The organism is Shewanella sp. SNU WT4 (assembly GCF_006494715.1).
Taxonomy (GTDB): Bacteria; Pseudomonadota; Gammaproteobacteria; order Enterobacterales; family Shewanellaceae; genus Shewanella.
In genome coordinates, this window is the sequence record NZ_CP041151.1 from 2726853 (window position 1) to 2747549 (window position 20697).

Annotated in this window: 19 protein-coding genes, 1 tRNA gene and 1 CRISPR repeat array (1 of these 21 cut by a window edge); of the genes, 14 read left to right on the forward strand and 6 right to left on the reverse strand. The window is 46.2% G+C overall.

Annotation, left to right across the window (positions count from 1 at the left end):
* Nucleotides 1-40: 40 nt before the first annotated feature.
* From FJQ87_RS12255 to FJQ87_RS12265, 3 genes are all read right to left on the reverse strand, one after another.
* Nucleotides 41-391 carry a VOC family protein gene (locus tag FJQ87_RS12255; RefSeq protein WP_140932864.1) on the reverse strand — a complete coding sequence of 117 codons (351 nt, stop codon included), beginning with the start codon at nucleotides 389-391 and terminating at the stop codon, nucleotides 41-43.
* A 15-nt stretch (nucleotides 392-406) separates the two neighbouring features.
* Nucleotides 407-1114, reverse strand: a complete 708-nt coding sequence (locus tag FJQ87_RS12260; RefSeq protein ID WP_140932865.1) for a DUF445 domain-containing protein — start codon at nucleotides 1112-1114, stop codon at nucleotides 407-409.
* Nucleotides 1115-1194: 80 nt separating this feature from the next.
* Nucleotides 1195-2199 carry a 2Fe-2S iron-sulfur cluster-binding protein gene (locus FJQ87_RS12265; protein ID WP_140932866.1) on the reverse strand — a complete coding sequence of 335 codons (1005 nt, stop codon included), beginning with the start codon at nucleotides 2197-2199 and terminating at the stop codon, nucleotides 1195-1197.
* Between the two features lie 167 nt (nucleotides 2200-2366).
* Between FJQ87_RS12265 and FJQ87_RS12270 the strand changes: the two genes are divergently transcribed.
* Nucleotides 2367-2723, forward strand: coding sequence for a glutathione S-transferase N-terminal domain-containing protein (locus tag FJQ87_RS12270; protein ID WP_140932867.1), 357 nt, complete (start codon nucleotides 2367-2369; stop codon nucleotides 2721-2723).
* Between the two features lie 185 nt (nucleotides 2724-2908).
* Here the strand turns inward: FJQ87_RS12270 and FJQ87_RS12275 are convergent, their stop codons facing one another.
* The gene (locus FJQ87_RS12275) at nucleotides 2909-3598 is read right to left on the reverse strand and encodes an energy-coupling factor ABC transporter permease (protein WP_140932868.1); all 690 of its coding nucleotides are present in this window, start codon (nucleotides 3596-3598) and stop codon (nucleotides 2909-2911) included.
* 97 nt (nucleotides 3599-3695) lie between these two features.
* On the opposite strand from FJQ87_RS12275, the gene FJQ87_RS12280 reads away from it, so the two are divergent.
* Nucleotides 3696-4124: a hypothetical protein gene (locus FJQ87_RS12280; protein ID WP_140932869.1), complete on the forward strand. Its 429-nt coding sequence runs from the start codon at nucleotides 3696-3698 to the stop codon at nucleotides 4122-4124.
* A 24-nt stretch (nucleotides 4125-4148) separates the two neighbouring features.
* On the opposite strand, the gene yqfB is transcribed toward FJQ87_RS12280, so the two are convergent.
* The gene (yqfB, locus tag FJQ87_RS12285) at nucleotides 4149-4466 is read right to left on the reverse strand and encodes a N(4)-acetylcytidine aminohydrolase (RefSeq protein WP_140932870.1); all 318 of its coding nucleotides are present in this window, start codon (nucleotides 4464-4466) and stop codon (nucleotides 4149-4151) included.
* Nucleotides 4467-4652: 186 nt separating this feature from the next.
* Between yqfB and FJQ87_RS12290 the strand changes: the two genes are divergently transcribed.
* The 9 genes from FJQ87_RS12290 (at nucleotide 4653) to FJQ87_RS12330 (ending at nucleotide 13552) form a co-directional block, all read left to right on the forward strand.
* The gene (locus FJQ87_RS12290; protein WP_140932871.1) at nucleotides 4653-4847 is read left to right on the forward strand and encodes a DUF2986 domain-containing protein; all 195 of its coding nucleotides are present in this window, start codon (nucleotides 4653-4655) and stop codon (nucleotides 4845-4847) included.
* A 357-nt stretch (nucleotides 4848-5204) separates the two neighbouring features.
* Nucleotides 5205-5681, forward strand: coding sequence for a L,D-transpeptidase family protein (locus tag FJQ87_RS12295; protein WP_240778922.1), 477 nt, complete (start codon nucleotides 5205-5207; stop codon nucleotides 5679-5681).
* A gap of 7 nt (nucleotides 5682-5688) precedes the next feature.
* Nucleotides 5689-6255 (forward strand): VOC family protein, encoded by a 567-nt coding sequence (locus FJQ87_RS12300; RefSeq protein WP_140932873.1) that lies wholly within the window; start codon nucleotides 5689-5691, stop codon nucleotides 6253-6255.
* Between the two features lie 4 nt (nucleotides 6256-6259).
* Nucleotides 6260-6868 (forward strand): DUF938 domain-containing protein, encoded by a 609-nt coding sequence (locus FJQ87_RS12305; protein ID WP_140932874.1) that lies wholly within the window; start codon nucleotides 6260-6262, stop codon nucleotides 6866-6868.
* A gap of 51 nt (nucleotides 6869-6919) precedes the next feature.
* On the forward strand, nucleotides 6920-7765 hold the full coding sequence (locus tag FJQ87_RS12310; RefSeq protein WP_140932875.1) for a D-hexose-6-phosphate mutarotase: 846 nt from the start codon (nucleotides 6920-6922) through the stop codon (nucleotides 7763-7765).
* A 250-nt stretch (nucleotides 7766-8015) separates the two neighbouring features.
* Nucleotides 8016-11642 carry a YdbH domain-containing protein gene (locus FJQ87_RS12315; RefSeq protein WP_168195189.1) on the forward strand — a complete coding sequence of 1209 codons (3627 nt, stop codon included), beginning with the start codon at nucleotides 8016-8018 and terminating at the stop codon, nucleotides 11640-11642.
* Nucleotides 11639-11824, forward strand: coding sequence for a YnbE family lipoprotein (locus FJQ87_RS12320; protein ID WP_140932877.1), 186 nt, complete (start codon nucleotides 11639-11641; stop codon nucleotides 11822-11824). Before FJQ87_RS12315 ends, FJQ87_RS12320 begins: the two co-directional genes overlap by 4 nt.
* A gap of 12 nt (nucleotides 11825-11836) precedes the next feature.
* Nucleotides 11837-12154 (forward strand): YdbL family protein, encoded by a 318-nt coding sequence (locus FJQ87_RS12325; protein WP_140932878.1) that lies wholly within the window; start codon nucleotides 11837-11839, stop codon nucleotides 12152-12154.
* Nucleotides 12155-12466: 312 nt separating this feature from the next.
* Nucleotides 12467-13552 carry an AI-2E family transporter gene (locus tag FJQ87_RS12330; protein ID WP_240778717.1) on the forward strand — a complete coding sequence of 362 codons (1086 nt, stop codon included), beginning with the start codon at nucleotides 12467-12469 and terminating at the stop codon, nucleotides 13550-13552.
* Between the two features lie 229 nt (nucleotides 13553-13781).
* Here FJQ87_RS12330 and yejK read toward each other — a convergent pair whose 3' ends face one another.
* The gene (gene yejK / locus FJQ87_RS12335) at nucleotides 13782-14810 is read right to left on the reverse strand and encodes a nucleoid-associated protein YejK (protein ID WP_140932879.1); all 1029 of its coding nucleotides are present in this window, start codon (nucleotides 14808-14810) and stop codon (nucleotides 13782-13784) included.
* A 72-nt stretch (nucleotides 14811-14882) separates the two neighbouring features.
* On the opposite strand from yejK, the gene FJQ87_RS12340 reads away from it, so the two are divergent.
* The 3 genes from FJQ87_RS12340 to FJQ87_RS12350 all read left to right on the forward strand — a co-directional run bounded on the left by FJQ87_RS12340 (nucleotide 14883) and on the right by FJQ87_RS12350 (nucleotide 17161).
* Nucleotides 14883-15101, forward strand: coding sequence for a YejL family protein (locus FJQ87_RS12340; RefSeq protein ID WP_140932880.1), 219 nt, complete (start codon nucleotides 14883-14885; stop codon nucleotides 15099-15101).
* A gap of 63 nt (nucleotides 15102-15164) precedes the next feature.
* Nucleotides 15165-16946, forward strand: a complete 1782-nt coding sequence (locus tag FJQ87_RS12345) for a DUF3413 domain-containing protein (protein WP_140932881.1) — start codon at nucleotides 15165-15167, stop codon at nucleotides 16944-16946.
* 138 nt (nucleotides 16947-17084) lie between these two features.
* A tRNA-Pro gene (locus FJQ87_RS12350) sits at nucleotides 17085-17161 on the forward strand.
* Between the two features lie 134 nt (nucleotides 17162-17295).
* A CRISPR array of direct repeats spans nucleotides 17296-20697; the repeat unit is 28 nt; unit sequence TTTCTAAGCTGCCTGTGCGGCAGTGAAC (it continues 3886 nt past the right edge of the window).

Genomic DNA, 20697 nt, shown 5'->3' on the forward strand with positions numbered 1-20697 from the left:
CCACTTATATCAGGCTTTAGATATTTGCTACCAACTTAAGTTATTGGCTCCACACAGCAAACTCATTGCCATTGGGGCACAGAAAATGAAATCTGCGCCCGCCAGGGAAACTAAACACCGCTTTAGTGATTTCACCACCCGCATCAATAATCGACTGCTCGGTTTTAGCTAAGTCGCGGCTATAAAGCACGATTAACGGGCACCCTTTGGCTAAGTTAAAACACAAGGCATCTTCATAAAAGCCGCCATCTATGCCAACCTGATTAAAGCAGCAATATTTAGGACCATAGTCGGTAAACTGCCAGCCAAAAACTCGAGTAAAAAAGGCTTTGGCCAAGGCCATATCACGCACCGGAATTTCTAAATAGTTAATACTATGATGTTGCGCCATATGACCTTAGCTCCTTTAGCTTTGAATAAGTCCGGCGAATAACCCCAGCACGCCACCAAACACACCGCCCCAGATCACTAACCAACCTAAGTGAGCGGCAATCATCTTTTGCACCATGACCTTGACCATTTGTGGTGTCAGTTCATTCAGGCGTTGTTCGATAATCTCTTGAATTTGTGCTTTGAAACCACTCATTTTTTCAGGCTGTTCTAATTCATTGATTAATAACTGCTGAAAGTTGTCACTGGCGGCTATTTCAGTCAAGGATGCCTGCATTTTTTCAATAAAAGGTTGGCGTAGCGGCACTAATGCCTCGTTGCCGCCAAACATGGCCAGCATGCCACCAAATGAAGATTGTTCCACTGTGGTCACTAAGGCATCAAAGGCTGGGTTTAAATCAACCTTAGCAATCACGCCCGTTAAATTGAGCATGGAGGCAGAACCCGCGCCTTTTGATAAAAACTTATCGATATTCTCATCAGTGAAAAACTGCTGCATCATCAATTCACTAATGGCGCGCTTAAACTCTTCAAAGCGCGCAGGTATTACGCCTGAGCCATAAAGGCCTGGCACTTTTTCAAATAACATATGCACAGCAAGCGCATTCGTTACCGCCCCAGACAAAGCAAATAAGCCAATGCTTAGCAATATAGCTTGCTCGCTGACATAACCAATAACTGTCAACAACAAGCAAATGAGATTGGTAATGGTACTTTTAGACAAAATCTTGTCCCTTCAATAAATAACATAGGGCATATTGTAGGGATTTTACTTGCACTAACAAGAGGCTATATCAGGCAGTTCTATCCCCATGTCCTTGGTCGCTTTCTTAATTCACGATAATCAAACGACAGCACATGAATGCGCTCAATCGGCACGCCAGCTAAAAATATCCGCTCTTGCCCACGCAACACCATCTTAGGTTCACCGCAAATAAAGACTCGAAATTGCCGAGAGAATTGATGGCGCCCAGCCACAAGTTCTATGGGATCAGCTAAACGCACCCGCTTGCCATCCACTTGCGATTTCTCGCTTTCAGCGCCGACACAGGCCTGATAAAAAAAGGTTTTATGCATCAACATACGTTGCAAAAGATATTTATGCTGATATAAATCATCCAAATTGCGGCCATAGTGATATAAATAAATCTCCCCTCTATGCCCTCTTTCTAGAGCCTCTTCGGCAATCCCCACCACAGCCCCAAGTCCAGTACCGCCGCCAATTAACACTAAGATATCATCGGGTAATCCTGGGTAGTAATGACAGTGTCCCCAAGGCCCTTGCAAGAATAATTCATCGCCGTTGTTAGCATGATAAAACAACCAATCACTGAATTTACCATTGCGCTTACGGCGAATGTGGAACTCTAAAGTGTTATCTTGGGCTTTAGCTATGGCAAAGGTTCGCCCTATGCCATTGTTTAAACGAAGATTGACCGACTGCCCGGCGAGGTAGCGCTTAGGGCCACTGACGTCGAGCACCAGTTTTATGACGTTTTCACTCAAGAAGGTTTTCGCAATAATGGGCGCCGCTATATACAGCTGTTCTGAATTACCGGTTTCTAAGGCTAAACCGTGGGAAGGAATGCACTGACAGGCAAAAATAAGCCCTTCTTGCTTATATTCAATTTCAAGGCCGCGCTGAGCCATTAACGCTAAATCGCCGCCCACGTATTTTAATAAACAGCTGCGACAGCGTCCTTTGCGACAGGAATAACTCGCAGGATACTCATGGCGTAACAATGCATCGAGCACAGTCTCACCACTTCTAGCTTCAAATGTCTTACCATCTAGGTAAAAAATACTCATGGATATGACCTTTTCATGACGGGGTAGGCTCCAAACAAGCGAGTGCTGCTCTATTGAGTGTATTCAATCACCCAACATTCACAAGTACATCAACGCATTGGTTAAAGTCCTGTTCGCTTCCTTAGGTCTCAGGTAGACTACGGCCAAAAAACACAGGGAGATAATGGGTGAAGTTAATCAGATTTTTACTCGGCAAGTTGATTTTATTGGCAAATGCGGTTTTTAAGCCTAAAAAAATTAGCCGCAGCTTAGATGCGCAGCAACAGATAGATAAGGCTACCGCCGCCTTAACCTTATTCCAATATCCAGCGTGCCCATTTTGCGTTAAAGTGCGCCGCCAAATGTATCGCCAGCAACTGAACATTCGCCTTGAAAATGCTAAGCAAGCGAATGTGGCTGCAACCTTGACTGAGCAAGGCGGTAAATTGCAAGTGCCATGCCTACGCATTGAACAAGGCGGCCAAGAGCAATGGTTATACGAGTCTGGCGATATCATTAAGTATTTGCAGCAACACTACGCCTAACTAGCTATTGGCTTCAATCAAGCCTCTGTGCTTTAGCCTTTAACCGCTAAGTCAGCTGATTTGCCTTATGCTGTTTTGCCTTATAGAAAACAGTGCCAAGCCTTGGCACTGTTTTCAGTGAAACCTCCCCCCCCCTCATTGACATCTGCTTGGCTGTTTATGGCCACACAGCCTATAAGTTCCGGTCATTTTTGCCATAAATAGGTTCTATCACAGTAGTCATATAACCACTGTGGGCGGTACACCACGATTAAAGTAATCACCATGCCATTAAGCAGTGCCTCGGGGAACATTAATAGCGGCGCCACTAATAAGTAATTATCTATGATGTCGCTTAAGGGGATATCGCTTGAGAGCAACAGCCAGCCAGACCACAGCAGCATGTGCACTAAGATGGTGAGGGCTGAATTTAAAAATGCCCCGCAGAAAATGTAGATAAATAAATGGTGCGGCAATAAGTGAAAACATCTGTGATAAAGCACAAAACTAAACCATAAAGGCAAACACACACCCACTAAGCTATAGGCAAAAAATTGCCAAGGTTGCTCTAATACCAGCAGGCTAAACATGAGGCTTGGGATAATTAATGCAAAGGTCGCTAAACGCCAACCAAACATCAACATACACGTGGTTAGCGCCAAAAAATGCAGATGCAATTGTGGATGTATGCTGGCATCCAGTGCCCATAATCCAAAAATAACTAAAGTGCCCCCCCATAAGCGCTGGCGCAGCCCAGCATTGCCCTTAAGCTGGTAGACATCATCCTTCGGCCACACAATAACCAGCCACACCAGCCAAGTCACGGCGGCAAGTACATCGCTTAATTGCCAGTGCCAGTCAAGAGATGACCAGAGCGTTTGCCAGTAATTAAGCATTTATGAGCCCCTTGACGATGACTTAGCAAAAGTTAATGAAATTCAATAGTTTTGCCGTTAAACTCATGGCTATTATTGATATTAGGCTAACTTAATAATGACGACATTACCGCTAAAATGGCTATGCATAGCCGCCGCTCTGACTGTCAGCGGCTGCCAATCATCGTCAAGCTTGCTCGAAGATTATGCTGGCAAGATCCGCGATCAAATGCAAACTCAAATTGGGAATGATGGCACTAAGGTATTTGTTTATACATTGAAAATTACTGAGCCGAGCTCAAACCATGAGTATATAAAGCCCACCAGCCGTAAAGAAGCGCTGATCATGGCCAATAATGCCAAAGAATTACGGGATTTAGTCACAGAACAAACTGAACTCGGTTTAGAAAAAACCTTGGAAATGACCCAGTATTGTCGTGAAGGTTACATAGAATTGAATCGTTTAATAACAAGCGATCGCGGGGAAATCCGCGGTGAGTGCAATGAAAGCGCCACCACCGCCGATAGAGAGCAATATAGCCGTTAATCCCACACTAGTGGGGCATAGCCACTAGCGCGGTGTTAAGCAGCGAAATTCGATTTTATAAAATTGATCAAGCCCTGGGTAAATCTCGCCAATGACCTGATGCAATTCTGCTAAGGTCATATTCTCAGCATCCGCTTCTACATCAGTCAGTTGGGCTAAAGTAATCGGGCTCACAGCTAAAATCTCAATATCACAAAACCAGCGCCCAGCTTCAAAGGTTGATACTGGCAAAATTTGCCCAACCGCGACATGGGATTCCGCTTCATCGCGAAGAGTAATTATCTTAGCGCCGCTTAATATATCGGCTTCAAAACGCTCAAAAAAAGTAATGGCAGTTAACATAGCTAGTATCCAAAAATTGCGGATGGCGAGTATACGTCAAGTCGCAGGGGAAGATCACTGTGTTTACCACGGCGGATTGACGCTAATTTTTTGCTAAGGCGGCCAATTTTAGATACACTCGCCCGCCTTGGCGAACAATAGTCATACTAGAGCTATTGGTTCAGTCCCAACCGCGTAATTGAGCACATGAATAAAAAGCAGAAAATCATCAAGAAAATGGCTAAGCGTACTAAAGCACGTGAAAACCAAAAAGAGCATCCAGTCCAAGGCGGCCTGAAAGCTAAATATATCTCTAAAGCTGAGCGCGCCAAAATGGAAGCGGCGCAAGCTGTCGCGACTGATGCGCCAGTTGAAAACTCGACCCCAGTCAGCGAAGACTAAGGGTGAGTGACAGCCCTCTTGGTTCGGCATGTAAGTGCTGAGCCAAGAGGATTAGTTTGACCTAGTACTACCTCCCCAAATCTACACTCCCAATCGATAGATTGAACGCACCCCACGTTTAAACATCAGCGCAACTCCACCACTAAGTACCCAAGACGCCCGCACTAAATAGTGCAAGCAAGGCTATACCTCGCTCACCATGGCATTAAATTGAGATAATTCCTTACGATAAAAAAAGCGCTTAATGGCATCATTCAGTATGATGAACAAAAGCTTATAATTGCGTATGATAGGCTTTTGCTAATACATATAGGGAATGAGTTTGTGGATAAACCATGGTTCAGCGTTGCCACTAGGATAGGGTTAGCGGTGACATTATTGATAGCTAGTCATGCAGTCTCAGCAGCGATTGCGGTTGATCTCGTCAAGGTCACCAAATCTGCCAATAAAATGCAATTGCTGCATCAAGGTAAAGTTGTCAAAAGCTACCACGTTGCCTTTGGTGATAACCCTGTGGGTCACAAACTCAATGAAGGTGATGAGCGCACGCCAGAAGGCCGCTATATTTTGGATTATAAAAAAGCCGATAGTGCCTTTTATCGCTCAATTCATATCTCCTACCCTAATGATGCCGATAAAATTCGTGCCCGTGCCTTAGGCTTAAGTGCCGGCGGCCTTATTATGATCCACGGCGAGAACCCCAACTCCAAATTATCGCCACTAGAGCAACAGCAATATAATTGGACCAACGGTTGCATTGCTGTCACCAACAAAGAAATGGATGAGTTGTGGCGAATTCTGGATGTTGGAACCCCCATAGAAATTTACCCTTAAGGAAGTTATGTCGTTTAAGCAACTACTGCAAAGCTGGCCCGCCTTTAGCCAGCAAATCACCGCCTTTAGTCAAGAGCTGGGACTTGACTCCTTAACGCTGCATTGCGATCACGCGGCGCTGCGCGTCAATGATTTTGATAAGGCGTGCCAGTTACATTTAGATGTTGCCAGCCAAGGCGAAATCTTATCCAACAATGTCATCAATGGCCGGCCAATCATTATCATTAAGTTAGATGAAGGCCTGCCATTTAATCAGCAAACAATTGATTGTATTGAACTGCCATACCCTGGTGAAAAACAATATCCCGCTGAAGGTTGGGAGCACATCGAATTAGTGCTGCCTTGCCAAGCCACCACCACTCAAGAGCTATGTGAAGCCTTGATTGCGCGAGTGCCAAGTATTGCCCCCATACTTAACGGTGAAACCGCCATCAAGGTGAAATTGAGCTCGCCGCAAGGAGAACACGAACGCTTAGCCAATCCCACCATAGCGTTTAAGCAAGGTAACTTGTGTATTAAGGTTCATCCGGCCAGTATCGAAGCTGTGATTTTATCCGAACAAGCGCTGGATTAAGCGAATGACACTGCCCTTCTCGCAAAGCTGTGAAAATAATAAAGCGCCCATATTAGCCGTGATTGCGCCTATGTTAGGCCATTGTACTGCTGTGCTAGAAGTTGGCAGTGGCACAGGTCAACATGCCGCATTTTTTAGTGCCGCCTTGTCCCATATTCAGTGGCAATGCACAGAGCAAACTGAGTATATTGATGGCCTCACTCGCCGTGTAGAGCATGAGCTACGCATAGCACAGGAAGATCGTAACAATCTCCCTACGCCTTGGGTGTTAGATGTCAATCACTGGCCGCCCATGGCGACTGTCGATGCGATTTATAGCGCCAATACTTTGCATATTATGGACGAGTGCAGTGGTCAAACCTTTATTCAGCAAGCCGCGGCACACTTACCCGCGCAAGGGCAATTGTTAATTTACGGCCCGTTTAAGCGCCATGGCGCCCACACTTGCGAGTCGAATCAACAATTTGATCAATTTTTACAACGCCGTGATCCAAGTAGCGGTGTGCGCTGCTTAGATGAGGTTTCACAACTAGCTCAGTCATACGGCTTAATGTTACAGTCAATACACTCATTGCCTGCCAACAATTTATTAGTGCAATTCATTAAAACTTAAGCGCTTCTTTTTTTTGCCTCAGCTAATGCACATGATTATTAAGGACAATTAATGGCTTCAATCACAACTAAAACCCATGCCAATGGCTTAGAGTATGTCGATATCGACACAGCTCTGTGTAGCGCTCGTATTTTTATGCAAGGCGCGCAAATTGATCAGTTTCAACCTAAAGGTCAAGCGCCGATTTTATGGGTATCGAGCGCCGATGATTATCAAGCTGGCAATGGTATTCGCGGCGGGGTACCTGTTTGCTGGCCGTGGTTTGGCATGAATACCACGCCAAATTGGCCACAACACGGCTTTGCCCGCACGCGCTTATGGGACTTGCAAAGTGCTGAAGTAGAAAAAGACGTTGCTAAGCTTACTTTTGTATTAACTATCAGTGAGCAAGATAAGCAGTATTGGCCCCACGACACCCAAGTGTCTATGGTGTTTGAATTAAGTGAGCGCTTAAAAGTGAGCTTAATTAATCACAATACTGGTCTTGAAACTGTCTCCTTCACCCAAGCGCTACATACCTATTTTGCCATTGATGATATTCACCAATTACAAGTCAGTGGTTTTAGCGGCTCTGAGTATATTGAATTTGCTAAGGGACCTTATCAGCAGCAAGGCGATACTGTGAGCTTTGATAAAGAAACCGACCGAGTTTATACCAAGCTTGGGCCACAGCAATTACTGCATACCCCCAATGGCACTATCGTCGTTAAACGCGAAAATAGTCAATCGGCCGTACTGTGGAATCCATGGATTGAAAAATCCACTTGGTTGAGTCGTTTTAATGATGATGACTATTTAACTATGGTCTGTCTGGAAGCCGCTAACGTGTTAGAGGATAAAGTCATATTGGCCGCTGGTGAAACTCATTGCCTGACGACTGAAATTTATTGGCAATAAGCGATACACTTAACTGACAACGCGGCGGGGTTACCTTAGGTTGACCCCGCCGTATGCTCAGCAGTCATTCATTGACATAGTTTATCAATAACACCCATATCGCTTTTAAAGATAGTGCTTTTACAGATAGAGCCTATGCAGATAAAGTCTACATAGATAAGTAGTTACCAACTGCCATCAATCTAAAGCTACATCTAAGTCATGGGGCATAAGTCATGGGACATAAGTCATGAGGCATAAGTCACGGGCCATGAAACCGCACGCAGATAACAACCCGCCTTCCACATCTGCCGGTGCCGATACTCAGGCCGCAACTCCTTATGCTCCAGTTAAAACACGCCGCGCCGTACTCATTACCAGTCTGCTCATATTGGTGTTGTTAAGCCTAATACTGTGGGCTTGGCTTAAACGCGATACCTGGTTAAGCGCCTTAATTAACCATGAATTAACCCCCTACGCTATCCGTTTAACGTCCTTGCAAGGCAGTGATATTCATTGGCGCGGCGGCTTAGTATTGACTCTCTCATCAAGCACTATCCATATCGACTTACCTGAGCAAGCTTTCACGCCCACCAGCCCTCAGGCTATGAATAATGCAATCAACAATTCTGCTATCGCTAATCCTATCAACTACCCTATCGACAGCATTATCAACATAGATAGCAGTCACCCTAGGTCCGATACGGCAATTGTCATTAGGCTTAATGAGCTTGAACTCGATTTAAGCCAAGCGCGGCCCCGCGTTAGCGCTGCCAATATTGTTATCCAGGCGCCTGCCAAGTTAAATCAAGCCATGGTTACTGAGGTAATGGCACGGTTTCAAACCAACACCTTAGCATCACAATCAGCACCACCCCAGCCAACAGCCTTATTGCCATTGCCATTGCCATTGCCATTGCCAATCGATATTAAGGTTAATCAAGCTCAGCTTGGCCTAGGTGAGCTGACTTTAATGCTCGATAAACTCGAAGTCACAGATGATGCACTCACCCTTAATCTCATGGTAAAGCCGATGGCTAACGCCAGTAGCAATGAAGCAGCGCCTTCAACCCTGAGCCTAAGGTGGCAACAACACAAGGGGCTAGCTTTAGAGAGCAACCTATCCTTTGCCAGTCTGTTAGCGCAAGTTAACCTCTTAATCCATCAAGGCAGCTTCCCTGAATATTTGCAGGATAATAACGCCCTTAGCGCATTGCGCCCTTGGCTGTGGCAAGGTGATGATGCGCGCCTCGAAGGTGTTGCGAGCGTTATGCTGACGGGCCATGCTGACTTAAACCAATGGTTTGGGAGTAATGAGCCTAGCATCACAGGCCAACTGCAATTAAGCGAGCTTAACTATCGCCTTGATAGTGAGCTCCTCACAACAAAATTAGCTGAGCTATTGCCGCCCTCACTCATGCAACCAAAGACGCAGCCAGCTTATCCATCAACACCAGCATCAACACCTGTAAGCGGTGATGTTCTATTTTCAATAGCAAAGTTCAGCGGCCAGATATCGGCGCAGCAAGAATTAGCCTCTGCTATTGATTTAAAAAGCATGGATTGGCAAATTGAGCCCGCAAGTGTGCAACTGCTATTGCCACGAGCAATAGATAACGCCTTAGCTTTGTGGCTACAACAGCATATGGTGCCAAAGTTACATCAGCAGCTCCCGACAGAATGGCAATGGCTCGCCACTAGCCTCCCCTGGCTAGACATAGCCGCTAGCATCGCCGCATGGCAACTAACATGGGACACCCCAATGACAGGTGTTGGAATGAATCGCGTGAGTGTCGATGACATAAGTTTGCAGCAGCTATTCGCCGCCGACACCAACGCCGATACAAAGTCTCACGCTAACACTAAGTCTCACGCGCACACCAAGGCCGACGCCAACAACACAGCTGCTGTCATGGGCAACACTAGTGCTAGCCCTAATAACATCAAATCCGAATTTAGGCTAATGACTAAGCTGTCACAACTGCGCTGGCAAGCCCCGCAGTTAAGCGCTAATTATCAGGCAGAGGCAAGCCTTAACCATTGGCAGATAGCGCATAGTGCGCCGTTAACAGTTAAGGCCCTGATATCGCCGCTGCAAATGAGTATTAACGGTACATTGGGTGCGACCATAGCAAGCAATTTTGCTCCGACACCAATAAATTCAACGCCAATAAATTCAACGTCAATAAATCCTGTGCCAACAAGCCCGGTAGCAATAAACCCAATAGCAATCAACTCAGTGCCCACAAGCCAAGCATCAGCCAGCCAAACTCAAACCGCAATTAACTGGTGGCATAGTCAAGCCATGATGGCCTTAGAGCTTAAAATTAATGAGTTAGACATACTTGATAAGCGCTTACTTACCCAGGATAAGGTCAGTGGATTGGAATCGACCCAATTTAGCGTTAAAGGTGAAGAGTTTCATGCTCAGGCTAAATGGCAACTGAACCTGCAGTCGCAAGCCGCAGTTAGTTTATTTCCCAATTATCATAGAATTGATTTAGGCCCAGTGATGATTGAAAAACAGCTTAAACATCAAAAGCAAGGCTTAGTGCCACGCTGGCGTTTAAGCCTACCATCGAGCCAATTGATATTATTGCCCGCTGCTGACACGGGCAATAACGCTAACGCCAATCTCAACCCCTATCCGAATGCGAAATTAACCCATCAATTTGAGCTGGGATTAGTCACAGAGCAAGTGCTATGGCAAAGTTATGCTGAGATCTTTCACCCGCAACTGTTATCAACGACTGCGCCGCGCCAACAACATAAAATTGTCAGTCAGCATGCCATTAATCATCTTGGCCTGCATGCCAGCATTGACTATCACAGCGGCGCGCGCACCCGATTAAGCAGCCAAGCCTTGTGGCAATTAGATGCACTGAGCTTATCAAGTCAGCAAGCACTTAACATCAATCCCGCCCGTAACGAGTGGCAAGTCACTGGCGATTGGCAGCATCAATCCAGCCTTAAACAGTGGCAGCCATTATTGAGCCGCGCTAGCCGTGAATTAATCAACAGCTTACAAGGCGATTTATCCTTTACTGGCGCGTTTACTTGGGGCAACCACACGCCTTATCAACCCTTCACCAACACCTTTGCCATCGAGCTTAATCACATCAATGGCGCTATCGCCCATGTTCCTATCGATAACGCCACGATTAAGCTGCCGTGCACGCTCCATGGTGCGCTGCAACCGCTATTTAGTGCCAATATCGATTGCAATATCGCCCTCAGAGCCAGCGCCATTAATCCTTTCACTGTGATTGAAAACATTGATTTTAGCGGTAAGCTAACCGCGAATCTTGGCGGCCTTGATAGCAATCAAGCCAAAGCTGAATTACAAGGGCAAGGCCAACTGTTAGGTGGCGATGTCATCATCCCGTCGGTGGTGGTCACCAATCAACAGCAAGCCAGTTTATACCTACTGCTACAAGACTTAGATTTAACTCGTATTATGGATAAACAGCGCTTGCAAGGAATACATGCCAGCGGCCGGATTGATGGCGTCTTGCCAGCATTTTATCAAGATGGCAAGGTCAGCATTAACGGCGGACGCTTAGCCGCGCGCCCCCCAGGCGGTGAAATTAGCTTGCAAGATAATGAGAAATTTCAGCAACTAGCAAGCAGCGAGCCGCAACTCGCCTTTGCCTTAGATGTGCTTAAACAGCTAAATTACCGCGAATTATCCAGTAGCTTTGAGATGGATAATCACGGCGAAGCGCAATTAAATATTCACTTAGAAGGGAGTAGCCCCAGTTATCAGCGCCCGATAGTATTCAACTATCATCAAAGCGAAAATATGCTTAAGCTGATTGAGAGTTTGCAAATAGGTAATCGACTCGAACAAGAGTTGCAACAAAAAATCAATGCTGAACCCAGCAAGGAGCTCCAATGAAACTGCACCTGCCACTGGCTGCTGCCACCCTATTATCGCTCGTGGCTTGTAGCCCGACGGTAAAAATCGAGCCGCCCGATAAGCCCATCACTATTAACCTCAACGTTAAAATCGAACACGATATTAAAATCAAGGTCGATAAACAGCTCGATGACTTATTAAAAAACGACCAACTCTATTAGTGCGAGGATAATATGAAAACAATGTGCAGCGCCTTGTTGGCGTTAATGATGAGTTTTTCGGTGTGGGCGATGGATTTAACCGAAGCCAAAAGTGAAGGGTTTTTAGGTGAGCAGCGCAATGGCTACCTAGGCGTAGTCAACGCCAACGCTGCCGCCGAAGCTATTATGCAGCAAGTGAACGCAAAACGACTGGCCGCCTTTAGTAAGATTGCCAGCCAAAATGGGATCAGTGTTGATGATGTTGCCGCCCTTGCCGCTCAAAAAGCCATTGCCTCAGCCCCTGCCGGCACTTATGTGCAAACCAGTAGTGGTCAATGGCTCAAAAAATAATCTAGCATTGCTAGCGTTTGCAGCCTTTAGCTTGCCTTAAAGGCTGCGTTGATTTATCTCGCCAAGCGATTTGAGCCTTGCCAACACGGCATGACTTGACGGTATGACTTGGTCAGTCCGTTAACGGCAGTCATCGTGATTAAGCGGGGCCTAAGTAGCCCAAGTGCCCGACGTTTTAGCAAACCGCCAAAGCTATGCCCATAAGGGATGCTGAACTAAAATCAATTAGTTAGATTTTATTTGTCGCCGCTAATGACTCGTGTTTTAATCCAAGCTTAACCTTTTTCATCCCCCCATTTTGGAGCCACGGTTTTGATAAACAGCCTAAAACTGCAACCCCGGCATATGGTATTAATGCTGGCCTTAGCCGTTGCCACCTACGCCTGTTACTTATTAGTGGCCCCTTATTTGGGTTCAATAGTTCTGGGCTTTATTGTGTCATTACTATTTTTGCCTGTGCATAGCCGTATTTTCAAGCTCATGCCTAACAGCCCCAATATAGCCTCTAGCCTATCTTGCACCTTACTGACTGTGATGGTGCTAATCCCCTTGTTATTGGTGGCTATTGCCATCGTTGATCAAGGGGTAAATTTTATGAGTAACGCCTATCACTGGTTAACGGGCGGCGGCGCTAAAGAGCTATTAAGTCATCCTTGGGTGCAAACGGGTTTTGAATTACTCAACAAATGGTTGCCGTTTGATACCATTAAACCTGAGGAATTTGCCCAGCGCGCGGCCAGTCTAGCCACGGAAATGAGCAGCACCTTAGTGGGGGCTAGCACCAGTATTGTGGGTAACCTGACAGACACTATTTTAAGTTTCTCATTAATGTTATTTGTGCTGTATTTCTTCCTGCGCGATCAAGAAAAAATCATAGATAACATCCGCCATATCATCCCACTGTCACGCTCACAAGAAGACCAAATTCTTAATGAAGTAGAATCCGTGGCTAAATCTGCGGTATTAGGCTCGTTTTTAACGGCCTTAGCCCAAGGGGTGCTCGGCGGTATCGCTATGGCATTGGCGGGATTCCCTGGATTATTCTGGGGCACCATGATGGCCTTCGCCTCATTCATTCCCTTTGTCGGCACCGCCATGATCTGGCTTCCCGCGTCGATTTATTTATTCCTTATTGGTGAATGGCAATGGGCGGTGTTCTTAATTGCTTGGGGCATAGTCGTCATAGGCTCAATAGATAACTTCTTGCGTCCTTGGCTAATGCAAGGCAATACAGGCATGAGTACCTTATTGCTGTTTTTCTCATTGCTCGGCGGCCTGCAATTATTTGGCTTAATTGGCTTAATTTACGGCCCGATTATCTTTGCCGTCACCTTGGTATTGTTTAGATTGTATGAAGTGGAATTTGAAGGTTTTTTAACCCAACAAGACAATGATTAGCGCCAAGTGAGTATTAGGGTTTAAATGTGATAAGCACTTACCCCAGCAAGAATAACAACGCCGACTATCACAGTCGGCGTTATTTTTTCAGCAACTTTGGCGCAGCTATCTTTTAGTGAACAAGGTTATTGAGCGCCTTTTAATGGCGACTGAACAAAAAAATAGGGCAACCCGTGCCCTATTTATTCAATGTCGATAGTTTTTAGTCTTAGCCGCTCACTATCAGTGATTAGCCTTTATTGTTGCGTCTATCGAGCTGATCTTTAAGATTGGCTGGCACACCTTTAATTAATAAGGTGTCAGAAATGGGGTCGTAAATGACGCGATCACCTAAATGGCCACCATCGAAACTGAGAGTGATCCCGCCGCCTGTGCCTGAAAACTTTTTCAGTTGGCGCAAGGTAGCTTTATCAGCTGGGAAGGAATCATCAAGTTCATAATCGCCAGTGCTGGCAAAATCATAAAATGAATCCATGCCAGAATCAGCCAATTCATCGGCCAAGTCTTTCATGTCAATGTCATGACCCGTATCAAAACGCTCAGCGCAATATTCAAATACCTTATTACGGCATTCTTGCTGCTCAACCTTAGTTAACTCACTGCCAGCGACAAAATCTTCCACCGCATTCATCAGCGATTTGTTTTGTGCCTTAGGATTAACCCCTTCCACACAGCCCATAAAATCAAGGAAGAAGTCAGCCACTTTACGACCCGCACGGCCACGAATAAACGAAATATACTTTTTAGAATCCTTATCCGTTTGCCATTCGGTTAAATCAATCCGAGCCGCCAACTGCATATTGCTTAAATCTAAGTAATCAACCTGAGTTAATTCCATATCATCAAGCACTGTCATTGACGATTTAGCATTGAGTAAGGCGACAAATAAATACTCAGTCGCGACATTGGCGTAACTGGCAAGCAGTAAAAAGCCACCATGACTGAAATCGTATTTAGATAATTCTTGTTGTAATAATTGCCCAGCTGCCGAGCTAAACTCGACAAATCCGGTCTCGCCTTGGCGATAGCTGGCGAGTTTTTCAGCAAACTCTGGGTTGGCTTCACCATCATTATCAGGCACACCAAAATAACCAAAACCTTTGCCGGCTTTGCTGGTGTAACTGCGGTGCAGCTCTTCTAGCATCTGGGCCACAGCCTGTCCGTTTAATAACGGCTGCGGACGTAAACGACAACTCAGTTGGCCTTCGCCATCCTGGGTAATTTCATGAATAATTGCTTGATCGATCTGAATACTCATAAGCCTGATAGTGATAGCCGTGTAAATCGGCTATTATATGCCGCTATACCGTTTTAAAGTGAATTATTTTCTATGGCTATTCAATCAAAATACACCAACATCCAAGTAGAATCTCTGATCGCCGAGCTTATGGCCGTGATGGATAAGCACCAAGCACCGACCGACTTACGTCTGATGGTGTTAGGCAATTGCGTGACTCACGTGTTAGAAACTCAAGTGGCAGCAAAAGCGCGCAGCACTGTGGCTGAGCAATTTGCCAAAGCGTTAGAAAAGTCAGTTAAATCAAACTAAAACTGGCGACATAACGCAATTACAGCATAAGATACACAAGCAAAATAAAGATCTTGGAGCATCATGGTAGAGCGACAAAAACAGCTGGTGCGAGATAAAGTCTCCCGCCTAGTGAACTGGGGACACTGGTTCGCTTTCTTTAACGGCATACTGGCGATGATCATCGGCAGTCGTTACATTGAAACTGTTGGCAGTCCCGATACCTGGTTAGGCTGGGTCTATCTGGCTATTAGCACCATAGGCCATTTCAGCTTCCTCGCCTTTATTGTGTATCTTGTGCTGTTGTTTCCCATCAGCCTGTTATTACCCTATTCCAAGATATTACGCGGCTATAGCGCCATTGTGGCCACCTTATGCTTATGTATCTTGTTATATGACACTGTTATTTTTGATGACTATGGTCTGCACCTTAGTCCGTTTGTGTTTGATTTAGCGTGGGTTGACTTACATTCTCTACTCAAAGGCACCAGCTATATAGTGACGCCTATCGCCATTTTAGCGCTGGAATTAACGGCGGCGAATTTCTTATGGAAGCGCATAGTTAAAATCCAAAAGCGCCATATTGGCCCTAAAGTAGTGACCTTAGTCGGACTGTGTTTTATCGCCAGCCATGTGATCCATATTTGGGCTGATGCTACCGATATCACACCTATTACCCGTTACGATCAAACCTACCCCTTGTCATACCCTGCCACCGCTCGCACCTTTATGGCGCGCCACGGCATCGAAAATGACATCCGAAATCGCAATGTGAAACTAGATATTCAGTTGCACTATCCAGCGCAAGCCTTGCAATGCGATGTGACCACTAAACCTAATATCTTATTGATTACTATTGATGGCCTACGCGCAGATTTTGTTACGCCAAGCACTATGCCATTTTTAAGTCAGTATGCGGCTAACAATATTGATTTTACTGACCATTACAGTGGTGGCGTTGATTCTTCTAGCGCTATGTTCTCACTGCTTTATGGCTTACAAGGCAGCTATTTAGACGCCGTTGAATTTCAAAATATGAGCCCGCTACTGACCCAAACCTTAAAGCACGCAGGTTACCAGCTCGGATTGTTTGCGCAGGCGCCAAGCCTGAATGCCCCAGAGCCTAAGGCCATATTTAACGACTTTAGTCTGCATCAAAGTGACTCAAACACCAGTATTGCTGATGCTGACTTGCAATCCCTTAGCGCGTTTTCGGCTTGGAAAGCCAAAGAAACTACCCCATGGTTTGCCTTAGTGGATTTAGCATCGCCAGAAAGCTATGACACACCCGTCGGTTTTGTTGGCATACCAACAGTGAGCCCACCGACGGAACTAAAAGCCGCGGAGCGAGTGTTATTCAATCAATACCGTCAGTCACTTAACTTTATTGACCAGCAATTAGCGGCGCTGTTACCCAGCATCAATGACAATACCTTAGTCATAATTACTGGTATTTCTGGCAAGGTCTTTAGCCTAAATCAGGATGAAAACCGCGAGTTATCACCTGATAATGTCAAAGTGCCGATGATCATCCACTGGGCTGGCAAACCTGCGCAGCAAATTAGCTATGCGACCAGTCACCATGGCTTAGTTAATACCTTGATGCAGCAAGTATTAAACTGTGATGAAGCAAGCTTGCAATACACTTCTGGGCGCAAACTATTAAGCCCGAATCAAGACCCATGGATTTATATTGGTGATAACCGAATTTTTGCGATTTACCAGCCAGCTGAAATCACCATAATTAATCGTCACGGTCAATATTCTATCTACGACAAAGCTTATCAGCAGCAATTACATAAGAAACTGAGCGCGCCAGAGCTTATCCAAGTGATGCGCGAAGGCCGACGTTTATACAAACATTAAGGTCAGTTTTAGCTGAGATTAATTGCGGCGGCAAAATAGCCAGTTAACTGAATTTATTGCATTTTGTTCTTGCACTGCTATCTGGCTCTTGCTAAAGTTCTTGCCATCAGTTGCGGCTTAGCCCACTGATTTGGTTTTCGGTATGTAGCGCAGCCCGGTAGCGCACTGTCATGGGGTGTCAGGGGTCGGAGGTTCGAATCCTCTCATACCGACCAAATTCTTGTGAAAAGGCTCACTTACTAGTGAGCCTTTTTGCTTTCTAGCGTTTGTGTTTATTACCGCAATGACTCCCAAAAAATTACTGAGCGACAGTGAAGCGGTACTTTTCCTCGGACGCTAGCCACTTCTTTTTCTAAGCTGCCTGTGCGGCAGTGAACGATGACTTGCGGGCTGGTCGACTACTTAACCTTTTCTAAGCTGCCTGTGCGGCAGTGAACCCGAGAAAAGGCGCATACACTAGCTACGGAATTTTCTAAGCTGCCTGTGCGGCAGTGAACCTGCTAGCGGTGGCGTTGTTGTTTGGGTGGTTTTTCTAAGCAGCCTGTGCGGCAGTGAACTATAATGACGAGCCAACACACCACCCACAGCATTTCTAAGCTGCCTGTGCGGCAGTGAACTGTAAGATAAGTCAACATAGTTTGCAAAAAAATTTCTAAGCTGCCTGTGCGGCAGTGAACGATGTTGATCGCATTGGCGCGACAATGTGTTGTTTCTAAGCTGCCTGTGCGGCAGTGAACTACGGGGCTAAACGAAATGGCAATGTTGGTGATTTCTAAGCTGCCTGTGCGGCAGTGAACTTGAGTTATCAATGTTCCCCAAATCAATTCGTTTTCTAAGCTGCCTGTGCGGCAGTGAACTTAACAGGCGCAATAACAAGGCATCCGAACTCTTTCTAAGCTGCCTGTGCGGCAGTGAACTTACATCAAAGCAAACATGGCCAATCTCATTTTTTCTAAGCTGCCTGTGCGGCAGTGAACCGTGTTATAAGTGACTGTGGCGTTTTCACCGATTTCTAAGCTGCCTGTGCGGCAGTGAACAGACCGGTACGGCAGCCAATGCGGCTAAGCTGTTTCTAAGCTGCCTGTGCGGCAGTGAACGCAAAAACATCCAGCTATCAGCCATCTAATGATTTCTAAGCTGCCTGTGCGGCAGTGAACAGGCCATAAATCAAATGCGCATGGCCATTTTCTTTCTAAGCTGCCTGTGCGGCAGTGAACGCTACCCTGTTATTTTCCAGTTAGCATTAAAATTTCTAAGCTGCCTATGCGGCAGTGAACAACACCATTTAATTGGTTTTAATTTAATACAATTTCTAAGCTGCCTGTGCGGCAGTGAACTGTTTTGAAAATTGATTTCTACGCTGCTAATGTTTCTAAGCTGCCTGTGCGGCAGTGAACGGACTCACCGACTTTTATCGTGCGTAAGGTGTTTTCTAAGCTGCCTGTGCGGCAGTGAACTTAACGGCGGATACATGACGGAAGAAGTTAGCTTTCTAAGCTGCCTGTGCGGCAGTGAACTTATTGCGTGACTGCAAGCTGCGCTGTGATGTTTTCTAAGCTGCCTGTGCGGCAGTGAACCCACCAGTTGATGACTTAGCGCTATCATCAATTTTCTAAGCTGCCTGTGCGGCAGTGAACTTATCGCTATGGCGCAGAAAGACCATCTAATTTTTCTAAGCTGCCTGTGCGGCAGTGAACTTAAGGCGGACGCTGCCGCTAACTTTCTCATTTTTCTAAGCTGCCTGTGCGGCAGTGAACATTCATATTGAAGTTGCCGAGCGCGAACAATTTTTCTAAGCTGCCTGTGCAGCAGTGAACTTGGTAAATTCACATTTAAGGGATGGAGTGAGTTTCTAAGCTGCCTGTGCGGCAGTGAACAAGTAATCTGGCAGGGGAGGTGCGCCCTTTTCTTTCTAAGCTGCCTGTGCGGCAGTGAACCAACCAATAGCACTGCGATATCAGGCTTGATTTTTCTAAGCTGCCTGTGCGGCAGTGAACAAAGAAAACTATCCAATGGTACAGGTGGTTACTTTCTAAGCTGCCTGTGCGGCAGTGAACTTGTAGTCGTGAACTTCACGCATTAATTGCAGTTTCTAAGCTGCCTGTGCGGCAGTGAACATTTAGCGAAGTTTTGGAAGTTGTGCCAATCTTTTCTAAGCTGCCTGTGCGGCAGTGAACGCGATTCAGGGGCTTTAAAGAGTTATTCTTGATTTCTAAGCTGCCTGTGCGGCAGTGAACAGCATCGAAGATATGGAACAAAGCGACATAGTTTTCTAAGCTGCCTGTGCGGCAGTGAACGCGAGGTGCTGACGCTTTGCCATCCTCACCGTTTTCTAAGCTGCCTGTGCGGCAGTGAACAAAACACTCGCGGGTATGGATGGATTGGTATTTTTCTAAGCTGCCTGTGCGGCAGTGAACATTCATATTGAAGTTGCCGAGCGCGAACAATTTTTCTAAGCTGCCTGTGCAGCAGTGAACTTGGTAAATTCACATTTAAGGGATGGAGTGAGTTTCTAAGCTGCCTGTGCGGCAGTGAACAAGTAATCTGGCAGGGGAGGTGCGCCCTTTTCTTTCTAAGCTGCCTGTGCGGCAGTGAACCAACCAATAGCACTGCGATATCAGGCTTGATTTTTCTAAGCTGCCTGTGCGGCAGTGAACAAAGAAAACTATCCAATGGTACAGGTGGTTACTTTCTAAGCTGCCTGTGCGGCAGTGAACTTGTAGTCGTGAACTTCACGCATTAATTGCAGTTTCTAAGCTGCCTGTGCGGCAGTGAACATTTAGCGAAGTTTTGGAAGTTGTGCCAATCTTTTCTAAGCTGCCTGTGCGGCAGTGAACGCGATTCAGGGGCTTTAAAGAGTTATTCTTGATTTCTAAGCTGCCTGTGCGGCAGTGAACAGCATCGAAGATATGGAACAAAGCGACATAGTTTTCTAAGCTGCCTGTGCGGCAGTGAACGGCTGGGGTTAAAGCCTTTGGGCTATTATTATTTTCTAAGCTGCCTGTGCGGCAGTGAACTTTGGAATTTCAGTGCATCTACCGCTTATTACTTTCTAAGCTGCCTGTGCGGCAGTGAACGTAAATGTGACCTCCGTTGCCGTTCCTAATTTTTTCTAAGCTGCCTGTGCGGCAGTGAACGCGAGGTGCTGACGCTTTGCCATCCTCACCGTTTTCTAAGCTGCCTGTGCGGCAGTGAACAAAACACTCGCGGGTATGGATGGATTGGTATTTTTCTAAGCTGCCTGTGCGGCAGTGAACTAAGCTGCCGCCATACCGCGCCTTAGCCGTGTTTTCTAAGCTGCCTGTGCGGCAGTGAACGCGCATCACTAAAGCTATGCATCCGGCTGGTATTTCTAAGCTGCCTGTGCGGCAGTGAACACCATTGTTAATGACCCGGCTGATTTTCTATTTTTCTAAGCTGCCTGTGCGGCAGTGAACGGCGACATGGCCGCTTTAATCTCAGGGCTGGCTTTCTAAGCTGCCTGTGCGGCAGTGAACATGCGCAATCGCGGCGTTCGTTATGACTATACTTTCTAAGCTGCCTGTGCGGCAGTGAACAGCAATGAAGCGACCATGCTCGGCCATCTTAATTTCTAAGCTGCCTGTGCGGCAGTGAACTTGATTTAACAAACCTGATGACACTTCCTCGCTTTCTAAGCTGCCTGTGCGGCAGTGAACGACGAGGAGAGGCGCACCAAGGCGAGACTTCATTTCTAAGCTGCCTGTGCGGCAGTGAACTGCCGGCGCGTTCA